The organism is Rhizobium sp. SEMIA 4085, from assembly GCF_013004495.1.
Classification (GTDB): Bacteria; Pseudomonadota; Alphaproteobacteria; order Rhizobiales; family Rhizobiaceae; genus Rhizobium; species Rhizobium gallicum.
Map to the genome: position 1 here is coordinate 1 of NZ_JABEPH010000112.1, position 15,694 is coordinate 15,694.

Sequence of the window (15,694 nt, forward strand, 5' to 3'; positions counted from 1 at the left end):
GGTCTTCCGCATGGCGCACGCCGCAGTGCTCGCGCAGATGGAATGGGATTTTATCGGCAAAGAGCAGATCGCAACACTGCAGGCCCACGCGCGCAACCTTGTCGCGCTGCTCGAACCGGCGAAAGGAGAAACAGAATGAACAAGATCATTCCGGCTGCGATCCTTCTCGCCGGCGCAGCCGCGGCCGGCTGGTGGTACGACGTGCCGTCGAGGCTCGGCTGGGCCCCGCAAGGCGCAAAGGAGTTTACACTCTACGGAAATGTCGATATCCGCCAAGTTTCGCTCGCTTTCCGGGTAAGTGGCCGGCTCGAAGAGGCACGCGTCGATGAGGGCGATACCGTCAAGCGCGGTGCTATTCTGGCGCGGCTGGACACCGAACCTTACGACTATGCGGTCCGTTCGGCGGAAGCAAGCGTCGCCGCGCTGCGTGCCACACTCGACAAGCTCAGGGCCGGTCCGCGGCCCGCAGAGATTGCGCAGGCAAGCGCATCTTACAACGAAAGCCTTGCTGACCTGAATAACGCCAATCTCGCTTACGACCGCGCCCGGCAGCTGCGGCCGCAGGGTACGGTTTCTCAAGCGGGCCTCGATCAGGCGACGGCTGCAAGAGCAATGGCTGCGGCACGTGCGGAATCGGCAAATCAGGCGCTCGTGTTGTTGAAGGAAGGCAGCCGCGCCGAAGACATCGCAGCTGCGGCAGCGCAGTTGAAATCGGCCGAAGCCACTCTTGCAACGGCGCGGACATCCCTTGGCGATACGGAGCTTCGGGCACCCAACGACGGCGTCATCCTGTCGCGGATCAAGGAGCCCGGTGCGATCGTATCGTCCGCCGATGCCGTCTATGTGCTATCGCTGACCGAGCCTGTATGGGTCCGCAGCTATGTCGCAGAGGCGGAACTCGGTCGGATACATCCGGGCATGAAGGTCAAGGTCACGTCCGACACCAAACCGGATCAGGCCTATGACGGCAGGATCGGCTTCATTTCTCCGGTTGCAGAATTCACGCCGAAATCCGTCGAGACACCGGAACTTCGCACTGACCTCGTCTATCGTCTGCGCGTCGTCATCGAAAAACCCGGGCCGGATCTTCGCCAGGGCATGCCGGTGACGCTTCGCCTTCCGTCATTGCAGGCAGCGAAAAAATGAGTGCTGCAGAAAGACCTCGTGATACCGCCGAGCTCGTTCACCTGAAGGACGTGACGAAGCGGTTCGGCGAGGCGAAACCTGCACTTGATACAATTTCGGCCTCGATCCGCGGCAGCGAGATCACCGGGCTCGTCGGACCCGACGGAGCAGGCAAGACCACACTGATCCGCCTGATGACCGGTCTCATGCTTCCGGAAGGAGGTACGGTCAAGGTGCTGGGCTTCGAACCGCGCGACGGATCGGCTGCCATCCAAGCTTCAATCGGCTACATGCCCCAGCGCTTCGGACTTTATGAGGATTTGTCGGTCCAGGAAAATCTCGATCTCTACGCCGACCTTCGCGGGCTGCCAAAAAGCGAACGAGCAGCGACCTTCGATGAACTTCTGACCTTCACGGACCTGAAACGCTTCACAGGCCGTCTTGCCGGAAGGCTCTCGGGCGGCATGAAGCAGAAGCTCGGCCTTGCTTGCGCGCTTTTGAAAAAACCTCGGCTTTTGCTCCTTGACGAGCCCGGCGTGGGTGTCGATCCGATTTCCCGGCGCGACCTGTGGAAGATGGTCGAGAATCTGACAGCGGAAGGCATCGGCGTCGTCTGGTCGACGGCCTACCTCGACGAGGCCGAGGCCTGCGATCGCGTCCTGCTGATGAATGAGGGCAAGCTGCTTTTCTCCGGTGAACCGAAGGATCTGACGGGCCAGGTCAAAGACCGTGTCTTTCGGTTGACCGGAGTTTCGGGTCGGCGCCGTCAGCTGCTTGCGAAGCTTCTCGACGAGGACGGCGTTATCGACGGTGTCATCCAGGGTGAAGCGATCCGACTGGTTACCGCGACCGGCCACGATGGCGTGTTTGCCGCAGCCACGAACGCAAATGTTAGCCCCACAGAACCGCGCTTCGAAGACGCTTTCGTCGACATGCTGGGCGGAGGGCCAGGCGGTCGGTCGAGGCTTGCGGAGGCGCAGCAGCCTCTGACCGGCAAGGACGACAAGCCGGTGATCGTAGCGAACGGTCTCACCAAACGCTTCGGCGACTTCACAGCAGCCGACGACATTACGTTCGATATTCCGCGAGGCCAGATATTCGGGCTGCTCGGGCCGAACGGTGCGGGCAAATCAACGACTTTCAAGATGCTGTGCGGACTTTTGAAACCGACGAGCGGCGAAGGGCGGGTGGCCGGCTTCGACCTGCGCCGCGATGCGGCACAGGCGCGCAATCGCCTCGGCTACATGGCGCAGAAATTCTCGCTTTATGGCGATCTCAGCGTCGCGCAGAACCTCGATTTCTTTGCCGGCGTCTATGGACTGAGCGGCCAGCGCAAGCGCGAGCGCACGCAATTGATGACATCGATCTTCGATCTTCAATCGCGTCTTGCGATGTCCGCAAAGGACCTGCCGCTCGGGCTGAAGCAGAGGTTGGCGCTTGCCTGCGCCGTCATGCATGAACCTGAGGCGCTCTTTCTCGACGAACCCACCTCGGGCGTCGATCCGATTACGCGCCGCGAATTCTGGACACATATCAACGGGCTCGTAGAAAAAGGCGTCACCGTCCTCGTCACCACGCATTTCATGGACGAGGCGGAATATTGCGATCGCATTTCGCTGATCTATCGGGGCCGTTCGATCGCACTCGGTACGCCGGACGAGCTGAAGGCGCGTTCTTCAAATGCCGACAACCCCGATCCGACGATGGAGGATGCGTTCATCGCGCTTGTTCAAGCCTCGCAGGAGAGGATTGCGGCATGACGCTCCCGCCCCTCGCACCGGTGTCCCGCTCCAGCCGGACCCGCCGTTTTGCAGCATTGGTTCGCAAGGAATGCCTTCAGGTCATTCGTGATCCGAGCAGCATTCTGATTGCATTTGTGCTGCCGCTCATCCTGCTCTTTCTATTTGGTTACGGCGTTTCGCTGGACACGACGCGGACGCGGGTGGGATTGGTCATCGAAGAAACAACACCGCTGACGAATGATCTTGCCGCAAGCTTCCAGGCATCCCGCTATTTTTCCGTGACCACCGGCCGCGACAGACGGCTCTTCGCAGAAGAGCTGGTACTTTCCCGCATCCGCGGCCTCATTGTCATCCCGGCGGAGTTCACCCGGAATTATGCAGCAGGCAATCGGCCGCAGGTCCAAGTGATCGTCGACGGTTCCGATCCCAACACCGCCAATTTCGTGCAGAACTACGTCCAGGGCGCCGTGGCAAACTGGCGGCTCCAGCAGCAGTCCGAACTTGCCGCAGACGGCCCGCCGATTTCCGTGGAGCAACGCTTTTGGTTCAATCCGGAACTGACCAGCCGGTCATTTCTGGTGCCAGGCTCGATCGCAATCGTCATGACGCTGGTTGGAACGCTTTTGACATCGCTGGTCGTTGCCCGCGAATGGGAGCGGGGCACGATGGAAGCGATGATGGCAACGCCGGTGACGGCCGCCGAGTTGCTTGCCGGCAAGATACTCCCCTATTTCCTGCTCGGCCTCACATCGATGACGCTTTGCGTGCTGCTTGCCGTCTTTTTGTTTGGCGTTCCGTTTCGCGGTTCCGTCCTGGCGCTCTATGCCCTGTCCGCCGTTTTCCTCATGCCGGCGCTCGGGCAGGGCCTGCTGATCTCGGCTGCCACCAAGAACCAGTTCCTTGCCTCGCAGCTGGCACTGATTACGGCCTTCCTTCCCGCTTTCCTGCTGTCCGGTTTTCTCTTCGAGATCAATTCGATGCCGACCGTGATCCAATGGATCACATTCATCGTGCCGGCGCGTTATCTGATCCCCAGCCTGCAGACCGTGTTCCTGGCCGGCGATATCTGGCCGATGTTCCTCCATGCGATCCTCGTGATGTTTCTGATCGGCTCTGTCTTTTTCCTGCTTGCCGCACGCAGCACCAAAAAGAGGATTGCGTAAGATGTGGTGGACGCGTCTGAAAGCGCTTATTGTCAAAGAACTGCTGGCCGTACTGCGCGATCCGAGGGGCCGTACCATCCTGATCGGTCCGCCGATCGTGCAGCTCCTGGTCTTTTCCTATGCAGCGACGCTCGAGGTTCGAAATGTCGATGTGATGCTACTCAGCCGCGACAGCGGCTATTGGGGGCAAGAACTCGTGCGGCGCATCGAGGGTTCGCCGACATTCCGCAAGGTGATCATCGCCGGCACGCCAGCCAGCGTGCGGGATGCTATCGATCGCCAGACGGTAACCGCCGCAATCGAAATTGGTGCCGATTTCTCACGCAGGATCGAGGCGGGAGAACCGGCCGATCTGCAGGTCATCCTTGACGGCCGGCGCTCCAATGCATCGCAGATCGTTTCGGGATACCTTATGCAGATTGTCGCGACATTATCTGCTGAGACGCCTGCAGGTGTCCGAGGAGCTGTCCGTTCCGTCACGACAGTGCCGCGCAACTGGTTCAATCCCAACCTGATCTTCCAATGGTTCATGGTGCCGAACCTGATCGCCAGCATCGCGCTGCTCATCGGGCTTATCGTCACCGCCCTTTCGATCGCTCGCGAACGCGAGCTCGGTACCTTCGACCAGTTGATGGTCTCGCCGCTGCGCACCCATGAGATCCTGATCGGCAAGCTTGTCCCGCCGATGATAATCGGGCTCTTTCACATGACGGTCTATATCCTAGCGGCGATCTTCATCTTCGGCGTGCCGCTGCGCGGTTCGCTGCTGCTTCTTTACGGCAGTTCGCTCTTCTATCTCGCATCGGTCGCCGGTCTGGGGCTTTTCATCTCCGCCTTGTCTATGACGCAGCAGCAGGCAATTCTCGGCGCCTTCCTGTTCATGGTGCCGGCTATGCTTCTTTCCGGCTTCGCAACGCCGATCGAGAACATGCCCGATTGGCTGCAGCCGGTCACACTGATCAACCCGCTGCGCTACTTCCTGGTGATTGTAAAAGGCATCTTCCTCAAAGACATTCCCGTCATGGAGGTGTGGCACCAGACATGGCCGCTTTGCGTGATTGCTGCCGGAACCTTAAGCGCAGCCTCGTGGCTATTTCGCAGAAGGCTCGAATGATCATTTCGAGCTGTCTCCCAAAACCCCTGACACTGTCCCTGCGGCACTTGCTTTATCGCGGCTACCACCTTCTGCCGGCGCAGCGCCAAGGCATGTGCAGTGCCGCGATTTTGTCGCTTGCATTGTTTATTAAAATGGATTTTACTAAACACATTGCTAAACATGAATATTGAGGAGTTCATGTGAGCATTCCTTAGAAGTGGGTGAAGTTGCGACGCCGGTGGGAGCCGGCCTTTGGTTCTGGGAGGAACTTATGCAAAAGAAATCGAAAGCCCTTCTCGGGTTGGCCTCGGCGCTCATGCTCTCGTCGGCACTGCCCAATCTTGCAAAAGCCGATGAACTGACACTCTGCTGGGCCGCCTGGGACCCAGCCAACGCGCTCGTGGAACTGTCAAAGGACTTCTCGGCCAAGACCGGCACGACGATGAAGTTCGAGTTTGTCCCATGGACGAGCTATGCCGACCGCTTTCTCAATGAACTCAACTCTCACGGCAAGCTCTGCGACCTGATTATCGGCGACAGCCAATGGATCGGCGGATCAGCGGAGAATGGACACTACGTCAAGCTCAACGACTTTTTCGACAAGGAAGGCATCAAGATGGATGACTTCGTGCCGGCAACAGTTGTCGGTTACTCCGAGTGGCCGAAGAATACCCCGAACTACTGGGCGCTTCCGGCCATGGGCGACGTCGTCGGCTGGACCTACCGCAAAGACTGGTTCGAGCGTCCGGAACTCAAAAAGGAATTCAAAGAGAAATATGGCTGGGATCTCGCTGCGCCGAAGACCTATGATCAACTGAAGCAGATTGCCGAATTCTTCCAGAAGCGCGAGATCGACGGAAAGACCGTTTACGGCGCTTCGATCTATACCGAGCGCGGCTCGGAGGGCATCACCATGGGCGCGACCAATGTCCTCTATGATTGGGGCTTCCAATATGACAACCCCAAGAAGCCCTACGAGATGGAAGGCTTCGTCAATTCGCCCGACGCGGTAAAGGGCCTTGAATTCTACAAGTCCCTGTATGATTGCTGCACGCCGCCGGGCAGTTCAAACGTCTACATGGTCGAATCCGCGGATGCCTTCAAATCCGGCCAGGTCGCCATGCAGATGAATTTCGCCTTTACCTGGCCCGGCCTTTACAAAGACGAGAAAGTCGGCGGCGATCGCATCGGCTTCTTCCCGAATCCTGCCGAGAAGGCGCACTTTGCCCAACTCGGCGGACAAGGTATCTCGGTTGTCTCCTATTCCGACAAGAAGGACGGCGCGCTGCAGTACATCAAGTGGTTCGCACAACCTGATGTGCAGGCCAAGTGGTGGGAGCTCGGCGGCTTCTCCTGCTTGAATTCCGTCGTCAACGCGCCCGGCTTCGCCGGCAGCCAGCCTTACGCTCAGGCGTTTCTGGACTCCATGGCGATCGTCAAGGATTTCTGGGCCGAACCGAGCTACGCGTCCCTTCTCCAAGCCATGCAGAAGCGGGTTCATAATTATGTGGTCGCCGGCAATGGGACCGCTCAGGAAGCTCTCGACGGCTTGGTGAAGGATTGGACCCAAGTGTTCGAGGACGACGGCAAGATCTAGTGTCTGGCTGGACACGCGGAATTCTTGTCTGGAGGGCCCGGATCGGCAAAGGAGCCGGGCCGCATGATGTCTCACATACGCAGAGACCAGGTGACATCTTGAACATTTCCAATTCCATCGTCGAGAAGGCAGCCGATGCGACTGCAAAGATGACGCCGAATTCCGTGGTCCGGCGGGTGCGCGGCCTGTCCGATCGAGCGATAGCATGGCTGTTCATCGCTCCCGCCATCGTCCTGTTGCTCGCGATCAACATTTTTCCGCTCATCTGGGCAATCTATCTTTCCTTCACGAACTATCGTGCCAACCGGCCGAATGCCGCTGTCGAAGGGGTGGGTTTGAGAAATTACGAGCGCGTCTTAACCGATCCGGACGTCTGGCAGGCGATGCAGACGACAGCGCATTTCGTCTTCTGGACGATCGTCCTGCAAACCGTTATCGGCTTCACACTCGCCTACCTGATCGATCGCAAATTTCGCGGCCATGCCTTCTGGACGACGATCATACTGATTCCGATGATGCTGTCTCCGGCTGTTGTCGGCAATTTCTGGCGTTTTCTCTACGAACCGCAGATCGGCCTTTTCGCCTATGCGGTCTCCTGGCTCAGTGGCATTCCGACGTCGGATATCCGGATGCTCGGCGACGTTTCGCTTGCGCCTTGGGCGATCATCATCGTCGATACCTGGATGTGGACGCCCTATGTGATGCTGATCTGCCTCGCCGGCCTGCGCTCGATCCCGGACTACATCTACGAGGCCGCGGAGGTCGACCGTGCCTCGGCATGGCGCCAATTCTGGTCGATCACGGTGCCGATGGCGCTGCCTTTCATCATGCTCGCCATCCTCTTTCGCGGGATCGAGAACTTCAAGATGTTCGACATGGTAACGCTTTTGACCGGCGGCGGGCCTGGCTCGGTTACAGAGGTCGCCTCGATCACGCTGAAGCGCGCGGCCTTCGAGAGCTGGGCTACCGGCCGCGCCTCCGCCTTTGCTATCGTTCTCTTTGTCGCGGTGTTCGGTCTCGCCAACATCTACGTCAAGGCTCTTAACAAGGTAAAACAACGATGAGCTCTGCGAACTCCGCCCATTCGGTCGTTGAGCCGAGCTTCACCAGCAAACGGATCGCCGGCGCGATCGTGATCCTCTACGCGCTGATCACTCTAGTACCGCTGGTCTGGATTTTCCTGACCAGCATCAAGTCGCCGCCTGATTCCATCAGCTATCCGCCGAAGATCGTCTTCACACCGTCGCTTGAAGGCTATTGCAATCTTCTGACCACGAGAACGCGGCAGACGCCTGAATACATTGCTTCCTTGCCAGAGCCGACAGGCACCTGCGATGAGGTAACCCGCAAGCGCAACATGGTGATCGCCGGCCCCTCGAATTTCTTGCCGCGCTTCATCAATTCCCTGGTGATCGCGTTCGGATCTACTTTTCTCGCCGTCTTGCTCGGTACGATGGCCGCCTACGGCTTCTCGCGCTTCCGGGTGCCGCTCGCCGACGATCTTTTGTTCTTCATCCTGTCGACGCGCATGATGCCGCCGATCGCCGTCGCGATCCCGATCTACCTGATGTACCGGGAACTTGGGCTGTCCGACACGGCATTGGGGATGATCCTGCTTTACACGGCGGTCAATGTGTCGCTCGCTGTCTGGCTGCTCAAAGGCTTCATCGACGAGATCCCGCGTGAATACGAGGAGGCCGCGATGATCGACGGCTACACCCGGCTGCAGGCCTTCCGGAAGGTCGTGCTGCCGCAGGCAACGACCGGCATCGCCGCCACCGCCATCTTCTGCCTGATCTTCGCCTGGAACGAATATGCCTTCGCCGCACTTCTGACATCGGGCAGCGCGCAGACCGCACCGCCATTCATCCCGACAATCATCGGCGAAGGAGGGCAGGACTGGCCGGCTGTTGCAGCGGGTACCACCATCTTCCTGATTCCGATCCTGGTCTTCACCATTCTCCTGCGCAAGCAGCTGCTGCGCGGCATCACCTTCGGAGCGGTCCGCAAATGACGCACATGATAGAAACGCCCCGCCCTGACCGTCCGAAGCGGTCTTTTTTCCTGCGACGCGGTCCGATGGAGAACATTGCAACGGTGGTAATTGCAGCAGGTTTCCTGATGCTGTTCCAACCCTTCCTGCTGGTGCTCTACACCTACTCGCTGGTCACACTGCTTACCGGAACAGCGATGTTCATCATCGTCTCGAAATTTGCGGAGTGAACCATGGCGGAGATCAAGATAGAAAATGTCCGCAAACAGTTCGGCAGCTTCGCTGCCGTCGAAGGCTCGAGCTTCGTCGTCGATGACGGCGAGTTTCTCGCCCTGCTCGGGCCATCCGGCTGCGGCAAGACGACCACCCTTCGCATGATCGCCGGCCTCGAACTGCCGACCAGCGGCAAGATCTACCTCGACGGCGAGGACGTCACCTTCAATCGCGCCAGCGCCCGCGACATTGCCTTTGTCTTCCAGCTCTTTGCGCTCTATCCGCACATGAATGTGCGCAAGAATATCGGCTTTCCGTTGCTGTCTCAAGGGATGCCGAAGGCGAGAATACGTGAACGCGTCCAGGAGACCGCCCGCCTCCTACAGATCGACCATATTCTCGAGAGGTCCGTCTCCGGGCTTGCCGGTGGCGACCGGCAGCGCGTGGCGCTCGGCCGCGCCATCGTGCGGCGCCCGAAATGCTTCCTGATGGATGAACCGCTCGGTACGCTCGATGCGGAGTTCCGCGAGGTCATGGTTCATGAGCTGCGCGAATTGCACAACCGCATCCATGCGACGACGGTCTACGTCACGCACGATCAGCATGAGGCGATGGCGATGGCCGACAAGATCGCCGTCATGAACCATGGCGTCATAGAGCAGTTCGGAACGCCGCAGGAAATCTACAGCAAGCCTGCGACCATGTATGACGCGGCCTTCATCGGCTCACCGCCGATGAATTTCATGCGCTTCACCTCCGGCCTTCAGAAGGGAGACCGATCCATCTCTCTTGATGGCGTCGATGTCGCCGTTCCCGAGATTCACCAGGACTTGAGGGTAGGCGAGCTGGCGCTTGGCGTGCGGCCGGAGCACATCCGCGTCAGCGATGCCTCCGCCCTGCGCGGCGCCGTCTATGGCAGCGAGTATCTTGGAACAAATCAGATCGTGGCGATCGAAACCCGCAGCGGATTGATCAAAGCCCGGGTTCCGGCAAACCGTAACTTCCGCACCGGCGAAACGGTCGGTCTCGAATTCAACCCTGCCGAACTTGCGCTCTTCGACTGCCAGTCGGGCCGTGCGGTCGCTTCATCGCTCTATTCGGAGGTCCGGCATGGCTGATGTCGTTCTCAAAGACCTCAACATGCGTTTCGGCGACACGCAGGCGCTCAGCAACCTCGATCTTGCGATCCGCGATGGCGAATTCGTCGTGCTGCTGGGGCCGACTGGGGCCGGCAAGACGACGACGCTTCGCCTGATCGCCGGCCTAGAACGGCCCGACGGCGGCCGTATCGAGATCGGCGGGCGCAACGTCGCTGGCCAATCCCCGGCCGAGCGCGACGTGGCTTTCGTGTTCCAGCAATATTCGCTTTATCCGCACATGACGGTTTACGAAAACCTTGCATTTCCTCTTAGGGCGCCGGTTCGAATGTTGAGCAACGACGAGATCGATCGGCGCGTCCGCGAGATTGCGCAGATGGTGAGGATCGATCATAAGTTGGATAACCGCTCGACCCGTCTCTCCGGCGGAGAGATGCAGCGCGTCGCAATCGGCCGAGCGCTGGTGCGCGAACCCGCGATCTACCTCATGGACGAACCGCTTTCGTCTCTCGACGCCAAGCTTCGGGCGGAACTTCGGCTGGAACTCAAGCGCATCCAGAAGGAACTGGGCTCGACCCTGCTCTATGTGACCCACGATCAGGTGGAGGCCATGACGATGGCGGATCGCATCGGCATTGTCGCGGAAGGCAGGCTACTGCAGGTGGGCACGCCTCGGGAAATCTACGGCAATCCCGCCAACCTTCATGTCGCTGCCCGTCTCGGACAACCGCATATCAACCTGCTGCCCGCCGATCTACTTCCTGGCGGAAGTCCTCCCAAGGGTACGAAAACAATCGGCGCACGCACTGAGCATCTCGACATCGTCGTCGGCAAGGATGCAAATGCGGAGGTCGACTGGATCGAGCACCTGGGCGACCAGAACCACCTGCATATCCGTGTTCGTGATCACAAGCTCGTCACGCTTGCGGATCCATATCTCTCAATCAAACCGGGCGACAGGATCAATCTTACGCTCCGCGACCCGCTCTATTTCGACGCAAGCGGACAGCGGCTCGCTTGAACCGAAGAAACTGAACCAAAACAGGCATGCAAAAAACAGACGGGTCTCAATCAATGAAACATTTCTTCAATCGCCGGAAAGACATCGTCACAGAAGCTCTGGACGGCCTACTGCTCACAAGCGGCCCGGGCCGCCTTGCCCGTCTGGACACATTCCCCGAAATCAAGGTGATATTGCGCGCGGACTGGGACCATTCAAAAGTGGCAATCATTTCAGGCGGCGGTGCGGGACATGAGCCTTCGCACGCCGGGTTCGTCGGCAAGGGCATGCTGACGGCAGCGGTATCCGGCGAGATCTTTGCTTCGCCAAGCGTCGACGCGGTTCTGACGGCGATCCGCGCCGTTACCGGACCCAAGGGAGCCCTGTTGATCGTCAAGAATTACACCGGCGACCGCTTGAATTTCGGCCTCGCGGCCGAGAAGGCCCGCGCCGAAGGTTTCGACGTCGAGATGGTCATTGTTGCGGACGACATCGCGATCCCGCATATCAACCAACCGCGCGGCGTCGCCGGCACCCTGTTCGTTCACAAGATTGCCGGATATTATGCCGAGATCGGAACGGATCTGAAGACGGTCGCCGCACACGCTACATCCACAGCAACCGATATCGTTTCGCTCGGGATGTCGCTATCGACCTGCAGCGTACCCGGCCAGTCGCACGAAGATCGCCTTGGCGCGAACGAAGGCGAACTTGGCCTTGGTATCCATGGGGAACCAGGCGCCGAACGTATCGCGCTCCAATCGGTCGCCGATATCGTTGCCACTATGACTGAGCGGCTTGCCGCAAAGGTGGACGACTCGCGAAGCCATGCCCTGCTCATCAACAATCTTGGCGCCGTTCCGCCCCTCGAAATGGGCGTGATCGCCAATACCGTCCTGTCTTGCTCCCTTGGGCGCCGCATCAAATTGATTATCGGGCCGGCGCCAATGATGACGGCGCTCAACATGAACGGTTTCTCGCTTTCCCTGATCCGGTTGGATGGCGCCCGCGAGGCGGCTTTGATGGCGCCGGTCGAACCCCATGCCTGGGTACCTGCAGTCGAACATCATGGGATCAAGGCCATTGCGGCTCCCCAAACAGGCGCCAATCCGAGTGGAACAGCCGCGGCCAGCGACCACGGCCAGAGCCGTCGCCTGATAACAGCACTCTGCGAGCACCTGGTCTCGCTCGAAAGCGAGCTCAACCGTTTGGACGGCCGCGTCGGCGACGGAGACACTGGCTCCACGGTGGCAACCGGCGCTCGCAGCGTGCTTGCCCGCATCGACACTTTGCCGCTCAAGGAGCCCGCCGCCACCCTGGCTTCGGTCGGCGACATTCTGAGTATCAGCATGGGGGGCTCGAGCGGCGTTCTGCTGTCGATCTTCTTTACCGCCGCAGCCAAGGCCATGGCGGAAAAATCCGATATCGCCGCGGCTCTTCTTGCCGGGCTCGATCGGATGACGTTTTATGGTGGAGCCGGGATCGGTGACCGCACGATGGTCGATGCGCTGGCCCCGGCGCTCGCAGCCCTCACCTCCGGCAGCGTCGCGGCGGCGGCGAAGGCGGCTGTGGCAGGTGCAGAGTCGACGAAGGCAATGAAGAAGGCAAAGGCCGGACGTGCCTCGTATGTCGGAGAGAAGGATCTGGAAGGAGTGCCCGATCCTGGTGCGGTGGCGGTCGCGGGCGCATTCGAGGTCGCGGCAGCCATTGCAGCGACAAGCATGGCGTAAAAACGCGCCGCCGTTGGGAGGATATGAGGTGCAGGCAGAACCAGTGCTTGTTTTGGGACTGATCGAAGCTTGCCGGGCGGTCATCACGGCGAACACAGATCATCTTTGCGCGCTTGATTGCGCGATCGGCGATGGAGACCACGGCAGCAACATGCGGCGCGGATGCGAGGCGGTGAGCGCGCAAGGGGCTGCCCTTTCCAACCTCCCCTTGCCGGATGCCGTGGAGAAGATAGGAATGACTTTGGTGATGAATGTCGGCGGCGCTGCGGGTCCTCTTTACGGGACACTGCTGATGGAAATCGGCCGGGAGCTGCGCGCACGGGACGGGACTGAAGAGTTTCCGATCGTGCTGAAAAAGGCGATCGATGCGGTTGCAAGGCGCGGACGTTCGCATGCAGGCGACAAGACGCTGCTCGACGTGCTCTATCCGGTACAGGATGCGCTTGCCCAATCTTCGACGCTGATCGATGTCGCGCGGCGCGCCGAGCTCTCCGCCAATCTGACCGCCGCCATGAAGGCCATGCGCGGCCGCGCGTCTTATCTCGGCGATCGTTCGATCGGTCATGTCGACCCGGGTGCGTCAAGCTGCGCGCTTTTGACCACGGCCATCTGCCATTATTTCGGGGAGAACCATCGGGGATGACGACTGGAAATGCCGCAAACGTCGGAATCGTAATCGTCTCCCACTCGCCGCTGGTCGCGCGAGGTATTGCCGACATGGTGCGGCAGATGGTGGGTGATTGCGTGCCGCTCGCCTGGTCCGGAGGCAATGTTCGCGGCGAGCTCGGCACCGATGCTGGCGGCATCCTGCGGGCAATCGAGGCGGCCTGGTCGGATGCAGGCGTCGCCGTCTTCGTCGATCTCGGCGGGGCGGAAACGAACAGCGAGATGGCGATCGAAATGCTCGGCGCGCCGCGGTCGGCGCTCGTTGCGATCTGCAACGCCCCTTTGGTAGAAGGCGCCGTCATCGCGGCGGCAGAGGCCTCCGGCGGTGCGGCGCTTGCAAAAGTCGTCGCCACGGCCGAGGAGCTCTCACCCTGATGAGCAGTGAATTGCGAATAGAGACCACGGAGGCCACGCGATTGCATGTCAGCTGCCAGACGGAGGTGGAGGTCAAGCATGTCGTTGGACTGCACGCGCGCCCGGCCGTGACATTCACCCGGCTAGCAAAGTCGTTCCCATGTTCGATCGAAGTCGCCGTGAACGGCAGCGATGTCTGGCTGAACGGCAAGAGCATTATCAAGATCATGAGTGCCAGAATCCGCAAGGGATCGGTTCTACGCATAAGAGCTGACGGCATTCTGGCGGAAGAGGCAATCAAGGCATTGAAGGAACTCGTCGAACGCAATTTCGACGAGGACAAGAACCATGGCCGAACGGGATAGCCTGAAAGCAACGAGCGCTTCTTCCGGCGTCGCCTACGGACCGGTGCACCTTGGGGAACTGCCTGATGCCGCCCTCTCGTCTCGACCGCAGTCCGCTTCAGGATATCAGGCGCTCATGGACGCCATCGAAACATCGGTCGACGAACTTGAAGCCCTTGCCGGGAGGTCGGACGCCGAAAGCCGGGACATCATCGATTTCCAGATCGAGGTTCTTCGCGACCCGACGATAGCGGAGACGGCTGAAGCGCGTATGAATGCCGGAGAAAATATCGTCTTCGCATGGGCAGGTACGCTTGACGACTACATCGGCGAATTGGAAACGGCAGACGAAGAGCAGGTACGGGCGCGCGCCGTCGATATCCTGGACATCAAGAACCGTGTGCTATGCGCATTGACCGGAACGCCCATCGCGGACTTTCCGGCCGGCTCGATCTTCGTTGGCAGGGATATGGAGCCGAGCCGCTTCCTGGCACATGATTGGTCGGGGGGCGGAGGCATCGCGCTCTTCAATGGCAGTGCCATCGGCCACGTCGCGCTGCTCGCACGGGCGAAATCGATCCCTATGGTCGTCAACGCTGGGCGTTTCGCCGTTTCGGAAGGCGATTATATTCGGGTCGATGCGGACAGCGGTGCAGTCGCCGTCCATGCCGACGGTGCACGCGTTGAATCGGCTTCCCCGCAATCGATTTCCACGTTCACGCATGCCAGTCCTTGTGACAACGGTGAGGTACGCACGGCCGATGGAACGCGAATCCTGCTGTCGATCAATGTTAACGACCCGGCCGAACTGGACTCAGTTGAGCCGGTGACGACGGCAGGCATTGGATTGATGCGATCGGAATTTGCAGTCTCGTCGGTCGCGGATGCGGCGAGCGAAGAGAAGCAGATTGTCATCTATCGTCGCCTCCTGAAATGGGCGGCTGGCAAGCCGGTGATTGTCCGCATGCTGGATATCGGCGGCGACAAGCCGCTTGCCGGGCTCGGTGTACCGCCTGCCGGACCGACAACGGATCTTCGGGGCATCAGGCTCCTGCTCGCACACCCAGAAATTGCTCGCGTGCAGGCACGCGCCCTGCTGCGTGCCGCAGTCCACGGCGATCTTCGCGTGATGCTGCCAATGGTGACCTTTCCGTCAGAGATCAACGAGATGCGGAGCATATTTCATGAGGAAGCCGTGCGGCTCGCCACACGCGGCATACCTCACCCCATCCCTGCGATCGGCATGATGGTGGAAGTGCCGGCCGCTGCAGTGATGCTGGACACCTTTGAAACCGCAGATTTCTTTTCGTTCGGAACCAATGACCTCACACAGCATCTCGCTGCTTCGTCTCGCGACGGCGCCAACTCGACGGTCGTTCATCGCGCGACCATACCCGCGCTGTTTCGTTTCCTTGAAGGAGCGATGCGCCTTGCGGCAAAGGGCGGCAAACCTGTTAGCATCTGCGGAGACATCGCGGGCGCTCCGCTATGGCTTGCGGGATTGATTGCGATCGGCGTGCGGCCCTTTTCCGTGGCTCCCCTGCAGCTTCCCGCGATAGGTGCCCCTGTCGTCG

Annotated in this window: 15 protein-coding genes; all 15 read left to right on the forward strand. The window is 59.9% G+C overall.

Translation table 11 applies throughout. The features are described 5' to 3' along the window. Nucleotides 1-135: 135 nt before the first annotated feature. Entirely contained in the window at nucleotides 136-1,146 is a 1,011-nt protein-coding gene (hlyD, locus tag C9413_RS13560; protein WP_040115414.1) for a secretion protein HlyD, read from the forward strand. Continuing rightward, nucleotides 1,143-2,885, forward strand: coding sequence for an ATP-binding cassette domain-containing protein (locus C9413_RS13565; RefSeq protein ID WP_040115413.1), 1,743 nt, complete (start codon nucleotides 1,143-1,145; stop codon nucleotides 2,883-2,885). Before hlyD ends, C9413_RS13565 begins: the two co-directional genes overlap by 4 nt. Nucleotides 2,886-2,905: 20 nt before the next feature. Next, nucleotides 2,906-4,030 (forward strand): ABC transporter permease, encoded by a 1,125-nt coding sequence (locus C9413_RS13570; protein WP_170250550.1) that lies wholly within the window; start codon nucleotides 2,906-2,908, stop codon nucleotides 4,028-4,030. A 1-nt stretch (nucleotide 4,031) separates the two neighbouring features. Continuing rightward, nucleotides 4,032-5,144 (forward strand): ABC transporter permease, encoded by a 1,113-nt coding sequence (locus C9413_RS13575; protein WP_040115412.1) that lies wholly within the window; start codon nucleotides 4,032-4,034, stop codon nucleotides 5,142-5,144. Between the two features lie 253 nt (nucleotides 5,145-5,397). Then, entirely contained in the window at nucleotides 5,398-6,723 is a 1,326-nt protein-coding gene (locus C9413_RS13580; protein ID WP_040115411.1) for an ABC transporter substrate-binding protein, read from the forward strand. A 98-nt stretch (nucleotides 6,724-6,821) separates the two neighbouring features. Beyond that, a complete protein-coding gene (locus C9413_RS13585) occupies nucleotides 6,822-7,787 on the forward strand; it encodes a sugar ABC transporter permease (RefSeq protein WP_170250546.1) in 966 nt (321 codons plus the stop codon). Further along, nucleotides 7,784-8,737: a carbohydrate ABC transporter permease gene (locus tag C9413_RS13590; RefSeq protein WP_040115409.1), complete on the forward strand. Its 954-nt coding sequence runs from the start codon at nucleotides 7,784-7,786 to the stop codon at nucleotides 8,735-8,737. The genes C9413_RS13585 and C9413_RS13590 overlap by 4 nt, the downstream gene beginning before the upstream one ends. Continuing rightward, on the forward strand, nucleotides 8,734-8,946 hold the full coding sequence (locus C9413_RS13595) for a hypothetical protein (RefSeq protein ID WP_040115408.1): 213 nt from the start codon (nucleotides 8,734-8,736) through the stop codon (nucleotides 8,944-8,946). Before C9413_RS13590 ends, C9413_RS13595 begins: the two co-directional genes overlap by 4 nt. A gap of 3 nt (nucleotides 8,947-8,949) precedes the next feature. Next, the gene (locus tag C9413_RS13600) at nucleotides 8,950-10,047 is read left to right on the forward strand and encodes an ABC transporter ATP-binding protein (protein WP_170250547.1); all 1,098 of its coding nucleotides are present in this window, start codon (nucleotides 8,950-8,952) and stop codon (nucleotides 10,045-10,047) included. Further along, a complete protein-coding gene (locus tag C9413_RS13605; RefSeq protein ID WP_040115406.1) occupies nucleotides 10,040-11,047 on the forward strand; it encodes an ABC transporter ATP-binding protein in 1,008 nt (335 codons plus the stop codon). The genes C9413_RS13600 and C9413_RS13605 overlap by 8 nt, the downstream gene beginning before the upstream one ends. Before the next feature lie 53 nt (nucleotides 11,048-11,100). After that, nucleotides 11,101-12,756: a dihydroxyacetone kinase subunit DhaK gene (locus C9413_RS13610; protein WP_040115405.1), complete on the forward strand. Its 1,656-nt coding sequence runs from the start codon at nucleotides 11,101-11,103 to the stop codon at nucleotides 12,754-12,756. A 28-nt stretch (nucleotides 12,757-12,784) separates the two neighbouring features. Next, entirely contained in the window at nucleotides 12,785-13,399 is a 615-nt protein-coding gene (gene dhaL / locus C9413_RS13615; protein ID WP_040115404.1) for a dihydroxyacetone kinase subunit DhaL, read from the forward strand. After that, complete coding sequence (dhaM, locus tag C9413_RS13620) at nucleotides 13,396-13,797, forward strand: dihydroxyacetone kinase phosphoryl donor subunit DhaM (protein WP_170250548.1); 402 nt, start codon at nucleotides 13,396-13,398, stop codon at nucleotides 13,795-13,797. The genes dhaL and dhaM overlap by 4 nt, the downstream gene beginning before the upstream one ends. Beyond that, nucleotides 13,797-14,141, forward strand: a complete 345-nt coding sequence (locus tag C9413_RS13625; protein ID WP_040115402.1) for an HPr family phosphocarrier protein — start codon at nucleotides 13,797-13,799, stop codon at nucleotides 14,139-14,141. The genes dhaM and C9413_RS13625 overlap by 1 nt, the downstream gene beginning before the upstream one ends. Then, nucleotides 14,125-15,694 (forward strand): putative PEP-binding protein (locus tag C9413_RS13630; RefSeq protein WP_170250549.1); only part of this gene is annotated, 1,570 nt, incomplete at its 3' end. The genes C9413_RS13625 and C9413_RS13630, both read left to right, overlap by 17 nt.